The following is an 11,964-nucleotide window of genomic DNA, read 5'->3' on the forward strand; positions in this document are numbered from 1 at the left end:
TGGTGCCGGATCTTCGTATGCACTCGTATTTTCTGTGTGTACTTTCGACATCAAGATTTCCTGATTTTTGCCAACATTTTCCGGAAATCTTGGTGCTGAAAGTACATCTGTAGCACGTGAACTTAATGACAACAGAAGCCATTACCGACGACAGACGCTCATTGCCCATTTAAGACCTCGAAATTCTAAAATGAGTATTTGTATGGACGAGCCTCCGAAAACCTCTTAGAAGCGCTCCTGGGGAGGTATGACTTTTCAGGTGTCGCACCAAAATATAAGAGCGACCAAACCAGGAGACCCAGAATCTTCAAAAACTTAAATGCTGGGTCTCTGTGTTTGGTATTGAGATCGATATACCAAACCAGGAGACCCACAAACGTCAAAAACGCGATTTCTGGGTCTCCTGGTTTGGTCTTATGGCCCCGGCAACCCGGCGTCCCGGCGTCCCGGCGTCCCGGCGACGGCCATACAGTGTTCCGGCAACCCGGCAACCCAGGATCTGCCACATCTGTTCCCAAAAGCACCCCAAGCTGCAAGCCTCAATCAGTTAAGGCTTTAAAGTTAAGGCTATGTCTGACCAAAGACTCGATTTTCTGGAACAGAGGCTTTTTGAGCTAGAGCGTGAACTTGGTGCGATCCGTCAAGAACTTTCCGCACTCCGCAAATCACGCTCCGCAGCACCTCGCCCTACCGATGCAGCACCCCCATCAAATAGCACTGCTCCGACGATTAACGCCACCTCTGGTCCTCAGGCAAAAATCTCTTTGTTCATGCAACGTTTCAGTGGAAGAACTGATGTGTACGCCAGGCGTTGGACTAGCCGAAAAACAGGCAAAAGTGGGTGGTCTCCTGCTACCCGCCAGGGTTTTTATTCTAAAGATGCAACTCCAAAAGACTATCTGCCTTTCACCGCAGAGACTGTTAATGCCCACCTGCGCAGAGGTGGTGAACACGTTGGTCTTTATGTCATGCTCCCGAATGACACGTGTAAGCTTTTGGCCTGCGATTTCGATGATGGAACGTGGAAAGAAGATGCTCTAGCTTTTGTCGCTGCGTGTCGTGAACATTGTATTGATGCGCTTGCAGAAATATCTCGTTCGGGTGAGGGCGCTCACGTGTGGATATTTTTCGATGCTCCGATTTCTGCGATGCTGGCGCGTCGTTTAGGTTTTTCTATGTTGCGCCATGCAATGCGTGTGCGTCCAGATATGGATATGTCGTCGTATGATCGTTTCTTTCCTGCTCAGGACACAATTGCCTCGCGTGCTAATGGAAGCTCTAGGCTGGGAAACCTCATCGCGCTACCGTTAAATGGTGACTGTCGAGCCCGCAACACCTCGGTCTTCGCTGATCCAGAAACTTGGGTTCCTTTTGATGATCCTTTCGCGGCGTTGGCCGAAGTTACTCCGCTGACAACTTCAAAAGTAGAAGAGATTCTAGCGAATACCCAACAGAAGTTTGGCCCCGAAATTGAACAGATCAAACGCCCCTCTCGGGCAGAACTTAAGAAAATCAAAGCAAATGGCACCACAATTACCCTAACGGTTGGCAATGAGTTGTCTATCCCCACCGAAGGGTTGCCAGCCGCTGTTATCGCGGAGATTAAACACAGGGCGGTAATCCCAAACCCTGAGTTTTATCGTCGACAAGCGCAAAGGTTTTCGACCTTCGGCGTGCCACGCATCATCATCCGCTTCACCCAGGCCGAGCAGCATTTGCTGCTGCCTAGAGGGCTTGTCGACGACGCCTCCCGCATCCTCTCCCAAGCCGGGTACGCGGTGCGCGTGTCGTGGCCGCGCGCGGTGAAGAAGTCTATTGATGTTGCATTCCTTGGGGACCTGCGACCGCTGCAACAAGATGCGATCAAGGCATTTGGCGGGCAGCGCACAGGAGTGTTGGTCGCTCCGCCGGGTGCTGGAAAAACAGTCATGGCGTGCGCACTGATCGCGCACAGGAAAGTCTCTACAGCAGTGTTAGTCAACCGTGCAGAGTTGATTTCACAGTGGCGTGACCGCCTTAGCCAGTATCTCGATGTTGAACCTGAGGATATCGGGCAGATTGGCGCTGGTCGACGCAAAACAACCGGGATCATCGATTTGATAACGCTGCAGTCGTTAAGCAGAAAAGATTCTGATCCCAAGATTTTGGAACAATATGGTCAGATCATCGTCGATGAGTGTCACAATATCGCCGCTCCTGGAGCAGAGGCAGCATTAGACCAAGTCAAAGCACCTTTTTGGGTAGGTCTTACTGCCACGCCTTTTCGCTCTGACCACATGGATGAGATCATCACCATGCAATGTGGCCCAATTCGACACCGCATGGAGATCGATACTGAAAATGAGAAGCGACTGATCTATCTCCACGAAACTGATTTTGAGTCCGAAGAAACCACGGAAATTCAAGACATCTACAACGAACTTGCGGTCGATCCTGCCCGAAATTTATTAATCAGCAGCGAAGTTGACAAAGCTGTGCAAGCCGGCGATCGATGCCTAGTGCTGGTCAACCGCATCTCTGCACTGGAAGCGCTGGTAGACGGCATTAAATCCTCAACAAAGTACCCGGTTCTAACAATGCATGGTCGCCAAACCACAGAAGAACGAGCGCAGTTGCGTGAAGAACTTGCCGCATTAAGCGAAAACCACTCACCTTTTGTCCTCGTTGCCATGAATAAAGTAGCTGGCGAAGGCCTTGATATTCCAAGTTTGAATACGCTTTTCCTGGCAGCGCCTGTGTCTTTTAAGGGTCTAGTGATTCAACAAATCGGCAGAGTGACTCGTTCTGCGGGTGACAATGAGGCACCTGCAACAGCAGCCGTGGTCCATGACTTTGTCGACGTTAAAAACCCGACCTTAAAGCGCATGCACGGACGCAGACTAAGAGCGATGCAAAAAGAAGGCTTCGTCACCGCTTGATTTTGTTGGTTTAGCCCTAAGGCTTGAGGATTTTTGGTCAATATCCCAACCTTGTCTTTGAGTCATGGTTAGTGTGGGAACTATGAAGGCAATCTTAGTTTCTCGTACCGGCGGCCCCGAGGTGTTGGAGCTTACTGATGTCGAAGCTCCACGGCCCAATGAAGATCAGGTTTTAGTTGAAGTAGATATGGCAGGTGTGAACTTCATTGACACCTATTATCGCCAAGGTGAATATCATGCGCGCCTGCCTTTTATCCCTGGCTTTGAAGGCACCGGCCGCATCCTAGAAGATCCTCAAGGTTTGATTGCTGTTGGCACGAAAGTTGCCTGGTGCGATGCGATGGGGTCCTATGCTCAACAGGTATGTGTGCCACGTGATCGCCTGGTCGCAGTACCAGAAGGTGTGAGCCCTGCGGTTGCCGCATCGATGCTTATGCAAGGCATTACCGCTCATTATTTGACCAATGGTGTCTACGACCTGCAAGAAGGTGATTCCTGCTTGATCACCGCCGGCGCAGGTGGTGTTGGGCTTCTTGCCACCCAGATGGCTGCAGCGAAGGGTGTACGCGTTTACAGCGTGGTGTCTACGGATGAAAAAGCTGAGCTTGCCCTTGATGCCGGCGCTCATGAGGTTTTTCGGTACTCAGAAAACCTCGCTGAACAAGTTCGTCGGCATAACGGCGGACGCGGAGTCGATGTGGTCTATGACGGCGTTGGCCAATCCACATTTAACGAATCCCTCGAAGCCGTACGTCCCCGTGGCACGGTGTGTCTTTTCGGCGCAGCATCTGGCCCCGTCGAGCCCTTTGATCCACAGCTTCTCAATACACACGGCTCGATCTTTTTAACTCGCCCCAGCATCGGCGCGTGGACATCTGAAGAAGGCGAATTCGCCAAACGCGCCCAGGCGGTCACACAGGCCATCGTCGAAGGCAGCTTGCGGGTCCGCGTCACTGGGACTTATTCGCTTGCCGACGCCTCCCTCGCCCACCACGACCTCCAGGCCAGGAACACTAGCGGCTCTTTGGTTCTGAAAATCCCCAAAGACTAGCGGTTAATTCCCTTTTAGGATGTCGGTTTCAATGCTCGGCTCTTTTTAAGTTCGATTTCGCACCTTCGAGACCAATTGGTTTTCGGGACTTTTCCTAGCGATATCGAATTTGCGAAATTGAAGTTAAGGAATTGGACATATGAAATCGCATCCCTGAACTCGAACTTAATCGAGCAAAAACTAAAGCCACTCGAGAGTCTAAGCAACCGAGTGGCTATAAGTTCGAAAAGCTACCTGTTAGAAGAAGGTGGTGGTCCAGCCCATCATTTCGCCGATGGTCTCCAAGCCAAGTACGGCATCGACAGATAGCGCTACGAACAGTACGGCAAGGTAGTTATTGGACAAAATAAACAGCTTCAAAGGCTTCACCTTGCCACCGTTTTTAATGCCAATGTGTAGCTTGATTGCCATGATCAAGAAGGTAACGCCAGAAATAACGGCAACAACTGCGTAGATCCAACCTGTTGCCGGAATAAGCAGGAATGTGGTGAGTACGGTCGCAACGGAGTACCACACGATCTGCGCGGTGACCTGTACTGGAGTGCGCACCACCGGAAGCATTGGAACGCCGGCAGCTTTGTAATCTTCGCGGTACTTCATGGCCAATGCCCAGGTGTGTGGTGGTGTCCAGAAGAAAATCACCATGAACAAGACGATTGACTGCCACCACTGCTGAGGTACACCGGGTTCAAAGTGAGCAACGATGACTGCCCAACCGACAAGTACCGGCATGCATCCTGCTGCTCCGCCCCACACGATGTTCATGTGTGTGCGGCGCTTCAGCCACTTTGTGTACACAAAAATGTAGAAGAAGATTGTGATCAGCACGAAGATGCCAGCGAGTATTGAACCGCATAGCAACCACAGCCACAGGAAGCTGGCTACGGTTAAAATCCAGGCGAATATGGATGCATCTCGGTTGCTCACGGTGTGGCGAACCAATGGTCTGGCTCTCGTGCGGCCCATGCGTTGGTCAATATCAGAATCGGCAACCATGTTGAAGGTGTTGGCTGCCGCAGCTCCCATCCAGCCACCGAAAACGGTGAGCAGAATGAGAACAATGTTGTTTTCCCCGCGCTCTGCTTGAAGCATTGTGGGAATTGTAGCGACAAGTAGGAGTTCGATCACCCTCGGCTTTGTTAGCGCAATATAGGCCTTGATCGTCTCCAAGGGTTTTCCTCCACAACGTTGCATTTTCAAATCACTCATGTATTTAAGGTGTGTGTCTTTTTCCATCAAACATCCCTGCGGTGAGTGGGTACCTTCAGTTCAGGCCCAATCGCCGACAACAGTGTCGGTGCGATTACTCGAGATGTTTTTAAGACACACGGCAATTTAGTCGGATGAAGTTCATTAAAAGTTCCCGAATAAATTTTAATCGTGTTTTTAATACTTTTTCGATGGGAAATCGATCAGCATTTGCCACATTAAAAATTCAGACTTTGATTTCATCGTGATCGAAATTGCTTATGTCGATTCCTTAGAGTCGATTGAGTTAAAACTTTGTAGTTAAAAAACAGCCCAAAACACTTCGGAACCAGACCTAGCCATGCTATCGCCTATTCCTACTATTTGAGTAATCGTAATGAAGTGGGTGTGAAGATCTTTCGCGCAAACAGCTCACGCACATTTGCTTCCGTTTCAACTGAGTAGAGTTGGAAAGGTTCCGTTTCGGTCCGTTTTTGACACATTACGGAACCCGTTTTGAAAAATATTCTTTTTCTTCCAAAATTTCCAGTTGAAAAACCCCATGTCAGAGCAATCCAACTTAAGATTGGTCACACCTTTAATATATTTAGCCCACAGTTGGTTATAAAATGGGTTCAACATCACTATGGTTAGAGGTGTTGACGGGTCAGATTGAGTTACATCTATCTTCGAAGCAGATTTGGGGTAGATCACTTATGCCAATTTGAACCAATTAACGTTAAAGGCGTGGATCTGATCATCGGATCGACGTAAACGAACCAAAACTTGGTCCCGGTTTAACCCAGGAAGGATTGACCACCTTGACGCTGTCACCTGAACTTCAGGCGCTCACTGTACGCAATTACCCCTCTGATTGGTCCGATGCGGACACCAAGGCTGTGGACACAGTTCGTGTTCTCGCTGCAGACGCCGTTGAAAACTGCGGCTCGGGCCACCCAGGCACCGCAATGAGCTTGGCTCCCCTTGCTTACACCCTGTACCAGCGGATCATGAATGTTGATCCTCAGGACACCAATTGGGCAGGCCGCGACCGCTTCGTACTTTCTTGTGGACACTCCTCCCTCACCCAGTACATCCAGCTCTACTTGGGTGGCTTTGGACTTGAGATGGATGATCTCAAGGCTTTGCGCACGTGGGATTCCCTAACCCCTGGTCACCCTGAATACCGCCACACCAAGGGTGTAGAGATCACCACTGGCCCACTGGGGCAGGGTCTTGCATCTGCTGTCGGTATGGCAATGGCCGCTCGTCGCGAGCGTGGCCTTTTCGATCCAACCGCTGCGGAAGGTGAATCCCCATTCGATCACCACATCTACGTCATTGCGTCTGATGGTGATCTTCAGGAGGGCGTCACCTCTGAAGCTTCTTCTATCGCCGGTACCCAGCAGCTGGGTAACCTCATTGTGTTCTGGGATGACAACCGCATCTCCATCGAAGACAACACTGAGATCGCTTTCAACGAAGACGTCGTCGCTCGCTACAAGGCTTACGGCTGGCAGACCATTGAGGTTGAAGGTGGCGAAGACGTTGCCGCTATTGAAGCAGCTGTAGCAGAAGCTAAGAAGGATACTTCGCGCCCAACCTTCATCCGTGTGCGCACCATCATCGGATTCCCTGCACCAACCATGATGAACACCGGCTCTGTGCACGGTGCAGCTTTGGGTGCAGATGAGGTTGCGGCAACCAAGACTGAGCTCGGATTTGATCCTGAGGCTCACTTTGCCATTGATGATGAAGTTATTGCTCACACCCGTTCACTTGCAGAGCGCGCAGCTGAGAAGAAGGCTGCATGGCAAGTTAAGTTTGATGCCTGGGCTGCTGCAAACCCTGAGAACAAGGCTTTGTTCGATCGCCTGAACTCCCGTGAACTTCCTGCGGGCTACGCAGATGAGCTGCCTTCCTGGGATGCAGATGAGAAGGGTGTTGCAACCCGTAAGGCGTCCGAGGCTGCTCTTCAGGCACTGGGCAAGACCCTTCCTGAGCTGTGGGGCGGTTCCGCTGACCTTGCCGGATCCAACAACACTGTGATCAAGGGTTCCCCATCCTTCGGTCCTGAGTCCATCTCCACTGAAACCTGGTCTGCTGAGCCTTACGGCCGTAACCTGCACTTTGGTATCCGTGAGCATGCAATGGGATCTATTCTCAACGGAATTTCCCTCCACGGTGGCACCCGTCCATACGGCGGAACCTTCTTGATCTTCTCCGACTACATGCGTCCTGCTGTTCGTTTGGCTGCACTCATGGAAACCGACGCCTACTACGTTTGGACTCACGACTCCATTGGCTTGGGCGAAGATGGCCCAACTCACCAGCCAGTCGAGACCTTGGCTGCACTGCGTGCGATCCCAGGTTTGTCTGTTTTGCGCCCTGCAGATGCTAATGAAACTGCACAGGCTTGGGCTGCGGCACTCGAGTACAAGGAAGGCCCTAAGGGTCTTGCGCTGACTCGTCAGAACGTTCCAGTTCTTGAAGGTACGAAGGAAAAGGCAGCCGAAGGCGTTCGTCGTGGCGCTTACGTTTTGGTTGAAGGCTCCAAGGAGACCCCAGACGTTATCCTTTTGGGTTCCGGCTCTGAAGTTCAGTTGGCAGTTAACGCGGCAAAGGTTCTTGAATCTGAGGGCGTTGCAGCTCGCGTTGTTTCTGTTCCTTGCATGGATTGGTTCCTGGAGCAGGATGCTGACTACATCGAGTCTGTCCTTCCAGCAGCTGTCACTGCTCGTGCATCTGTTGAGGCTGGTATTGCCATGCCGTGGTACCGCCTGCTTGGTACCCAGGGTCGTGCGGTTTCCCTTGAGCACTTCGGCGCTTCTGCGGATTACCAGACCTTGTTTGAAAAGTTCGGTATCACCACCGATGCAGTCGTAGCAGCAGCTAAGGACTCCATCAACGCTTAGGTCACCTTTGCTTTTTAGCGACATCGCCCGGGGTAAAAAGATTCTCCGGAATTTTATTGCCCCGGGTTGTTGTTGTTAATCGGTATAAAGGGTCTTGAGAATACCTTCCCCTGGTCACAGTTTTTCAGGTGGCCTAGAAAATTTACTTTTAAGGAAAATTGGCTTTTATGTCCCACATTGATGATCTTGCACAGCTCGGTACTTCCACCTGGCTCGATGACCTTTCTCGTGAACGCATTACTTCCGGCAACCTCCAGCAGGTTATTGATGAAAAGTCCGTAGTCGGTGTCACCACAAACCCAGCTATTTTCGCTGCTGCTATGTCCAAGGGCGATTCGTACGATGCACAGATCGCTGAGCTTAAGGCTGAGGGCGCATCTGTTGATCAGGCCGTCTACGCGATGAGCATCGACGATGTCCGCAATGCTTGTGATCTGTTCACCGGCATCTACGAATCTTCCAATGGTTACGACGGCCGCGTGTCCATCGAGGTTGATCCACGCATCTCCGCTGATCGCGATGCAACCCTGGCTCAGGCTAAGGAACTGTGGGCAAAGGTTGATCGTCCAAATGTCATGATCAAGATCCCTGCAACCCCAGGATCACTGCCAGCAATCACCGACGCATTGGCTGAAGGCATTAGCGTCAACGTCACGTTGATCTTCTCTGTTGCCCGCTACCGCGAGGTTATCGCTGCATTCATCGAGGGTATTAAGCAGGCTGCTGCCAACGGCCACGATGTCTCCAAGATCCACTCTGTGGCTTCCTTCTTCGTCTCCCGCGTCGACGTTGAAATCGACAAGCGCCTCGAGGCTATCGGCTCTGAGGAAGCACTTGCACTGCGCGGCAAGGCAGGCGTTGCTAACGCTCAGCGCGCTTACGCTGTATACAAAGAGCTTTTCGACGCCGCCGAGCTGCCAGAAGGCGCAAACACTCAGCGCCCACTGTGGGCTTCCACCGGCGTGAAGAACCCTGCTTACGCACCTACCCTGTACGTATCTGAACTGGCTGGCCCTAACACCGTCAACACCATGCCAGAGGGCACCATTGACGCTGTGTTGGAATTGGGTAACCTGCACGGCGATACCCTTTCCAATTCTTCTGCTGAAGCTGACGCTGTGTTTGCACAGCTAGATTCCCTGGGCATCGACCTAGCTGATGTCTTCGACGTCCTAGAAACCGAAGGCGTTGACAAGTTCGTTGCATCTTGGAGTGAACTCCTTGAATCCATGGAAGCTCGCCTGAAGTAAGATCAGCAAGCTGCATTAGTAACGGCCGACATGAGCATATTTACCTCTTCACGCTTATGTGGCCGTTACACATCTTTCATCAAAGAAAGGATCGTGACGCTACCACTGTGAGCACCAACACGACTCCCACCAGCTGGACCAACCCACTGCGCGACCCGCAGGATAAACGACTCCCCCGCATTGCTGGCCCTTCCGGCATGGTGATCTTCGGTGTCACTGGAGATCTAGCACGCAAGAAGCTGCTTCCCGCCATTTATGATCTGGCAAACCGTGGATTGCTCCCTCCAGGATTTTCGCTGGTTGGTTACGGCCGCCGCGAATGGTCCAAAGAAGACTTTGAAAAATATGTGCGTGAAGCCGCTAGCGCGGGTGCCCGTACAGAGTTCCGCGAAAACGTGTGGGAACGTCTTGCCGAGGGCATGGAGTTTGTCCGCGGAAACTTTGATGATGATGAAGCTTTTGACAACCTTGCGGCCACCCTAGAGCGCATTGATAAAACCCGTGGCACCGCTGGGAACTGGGCGTATTATCTGTCCATTCCGCCAGATTCCTTCGCTGCAGTCTGCCACCAACTAGAGCGCTCCGGCATGGCAGAATCCACCGAAGAAGCATGGCGTCGCGTCATCATTGAAAAGCCATTTGGCCACAACCTTGAGTCCGCGCATGAGCTCAACCAGTTGGTTAACGCGGTCTTCCCTGAATCTTCAGTGTTCCGAATCGATCACTACTTGGGTAAAGAGACTGTTCAAAACATTTTGGCATTGCGCTTTGCCAACCAGCTGTTTGAACCACTGTGGAATTCAAACTATGTCGATCACGTGCAAATCACCATGGCTGAAGATATCGGCTTGGGTGGTCGCGCTGGCTATTACGACGGTATTGGTGCCGCACGAGACGTCATCCAAAACCACCTAATTCAGCTCCTGGCTCTGGTTGCCATGGAGGAACCGATCTCTTTTGTTCCGGCACAGTTGCAGGCGGAAAAGATCAAGGTTCTTTCTGCCACCAAGCCGTGCTACCCGCTGGATAAAACCTCTGCTCGTGGACAATATGCCGCTGGTTGGCAGGGATCAGAATACGTCAAGGGCTTACGTGAAGAAGATGGATTCAATCCAGAATCCACCACGGAAACGTTTGCTGCCTGCACTTTAGAAATCACGTCGCGCCGTTGGGCTGGTGTCCCGTTTTATCTGCGCACCGGCAAGCGTCTTGGTCGACGGGTCACTGAAATCGCGGTGGTGTTTAAAGATGCACCTCACCAACCGTTCGATGGTGATATGACTGCTGCTCTTGGCCAAAACGCCATTGTCATTAGAGTTCAGCCTGATGAGGGCGTGCTGATTCGTTTCGGTTCCAAGGTGCCAGGTTCTGCCATGGAAGTTCGCGATGTCAACATGGACTTCTCCTATTCAGAGTCGTTTACCGAGGAATCCCCTGAGGCCTATGAGCGCCTCATTTTGGATGCCCTCTTGGATGAATCCAGCCTCTTCCCCACCAATGAAGAAGTGGAACTCAGCTGGAAGATTCTGGACCCAATTCTTGAAGCATGGGATGCAGACGGCACACCTGAGGATTACCCTGCGGGAACGTGGGGTCCAAAGAGCGCAGATGAAATGCTTTCCCGCAACGGTCACTCCTGGCGCAGGCCATAATTTAGGGGCACAACTTATGATCTTTGAACTTCCAGACACCACTACTCAAGCAATCTCCAAGACACTTTCGCGCCTGCGCGAATCTGGCACCCAGGTGACCACAGGTCGGGTGTTAACGCTCATCGTGGTTACTGATTCTGAAAGCGATGTCGCAGCAATCACGCAATCAACCAATGAGGCATCACGTGAACACCCATCGCGTGTGATCATTTTGGTTGTTGGTGATAAAACAGCAGAAACCAAGGTCGATGCTGAAGTCCGCATCGGTGGAGATGCCGGTGCCTCCGAGATGATTATCATTCATCTCAACGGCCCGGTTGCTGACAAATTGCAGTATGTTGTCACGCCGTTACTGCTTCCAGATACCCCGATCGTGGCATGGTGGCCAGGTGAATCACCAAAGGATCCAGCACAAGATCCAATTGGGCGCATTGCACAGCGACGCATCACTGATGCTTTGTATGACCGTGATGATGCCCTAGAGGATCGGGTGGAAAATTATCACCCGGGTGATACCGATATGACGTGGGCTCGCTTGACACAGTGGCGCGGTCTCGTGGCTTCTGCGCTGGACCATCCGCCTCACAGCGAGATTTCTTCTGTCAGGCTCACGGGAGCTAGCGGAAGTACTTCGGTGGATTTGGCTGCAGGTTGGCTTTCCCGCAGACTTAATGTCCCAGTTATCCGTGAGGCAACGGATGCTCCAACTGTGCCAACTGATGAATTTGGCACTCCACTGTTGGCTATCCAGAGGTTGGAAATTGTCCGCACAACTGGATCGATTGTGATCACTATCCAAGATGCTCACACCGTTCGAGTAGAGATGCCAGAGTCCGGCAATCCCCCATCATTGGTTGCTATTGGTCGACGCAGTGAAGCTGATTGTTTGGCTGAAGAACTTCGCCATATGGACCCTGATTTGGGCTACCAGCATGCACTTTCTGGTCTATCCAATGTCAAAATGGAAACTGTTTAAGGAGAACGTAAAGC

The 11,964-nt window shown here is 51.7% G+C and carries 7 protein-coding genes; 6 read left to right on the forward strand and 1 reads right to left on the reverse strand.

The window, feature by feature from the left end:
• Positions 1–569: 569 nt before the first annotated feature.
• Positions 570–2,918, forward strand: coding sequence for a TOTE conflict system archaeo-eukaryotic primase domain-containing protein (locus N24_RS08410; RefSeq protein WP_096456013.1), 2,349 nt, complete (start codon positions 570–572; stop codon positions 2,916–2,918).
• An 82-nt stretch (positions 2,919–3,000) separates the two neighbouring features.
• Positions 3,001–3,969: a quinone oxidoreductase family protein gene (locus N24_RS08415; RefSeq protein WP_167382071.1), complete on the forward strand. Its 969-nt coding sequence runs from the start codon at positions 3,001–3,003 to the stop codon at positions 3,967–3,969.
• Between the two features lie 237 nt (positions 3,970–4,206).
• Here N24_RS08415 and N24_RS08420 read toward each other — a convergent pair whose 3' ends face one another.
• Positions 4,207–5,163, reverse strand: a complete 957-nt coding sequence (locus tag N24_RS08420) for a heme o synthase (protein WP_197702433.1) — start codon at positions 5,161–5,163, stop codon at positions 4,207–4,209.
• An 815-nt stretch (positions 5,164–5,978) separates the two neighbouring features.
• Here N24_RS08420 and tkt point away from each other — a divergent pair.
• From tkt to N24_RS08440, 4 genes are all read left to right on the forward strand, one after another.
• On the forward strand, positions 5,979–8,072 hold the full coding sequence (gene tkt, locus N24_RS08425) for a transketolase (RefSeq protein WP_197702386.1): 2,094 nt from the start codon (positions 5,979–5,981) through the stop codon (positions 8,070–8,072).
• Between the two features lie 167 nt (positions 8,073–8,239).
• A complete protein-coding gene (tal, locus tag N24_RS08430) occupies positions 8,240–9,322 on the forward strand; it encodes a transaldolase (protein ID WP_096456019.1) in 1,083 nt (360 codons plus the stop codon).
• 107 nt (positions 9,323–9,429) lie between these two features.
• Positions 9,430–10,974, forward strand: a complete 1,545-nt coding sequence (gene zwf / locus N24_RS08435; protein ID WP_096456021.1) for a glucose-6-phosphate dehydrogenase — start codon at positions 9,430–9,432, stop codon at positions 10,972–10,974.
• Positions 10,975–10,990: 16 nt separating this feature from the next.
• A complete protein-coding gene (locus tag N24_RS08440) occupies positions 10,991–11,950 on the forward strand; it encodes a glucose-6-phosphate dehydrogenase assembly protein OpcA (protein WP_096456023.1) in 960 nt (319 codons plus the stop codon).
• Positions 11,951–11,964: the final 14 nt, after the last annotated feature.

It is taken from the genome of Corynebacterium suranareeae (assembly GCF_002355155.1).
GTDB classification, from domain to species: Bacteria; Actinomycetota; Actinomycetes; order Mycobacteriales; family Mycobacteriaceae; genus Corynebacterium; species Corynebacterium suranareeae.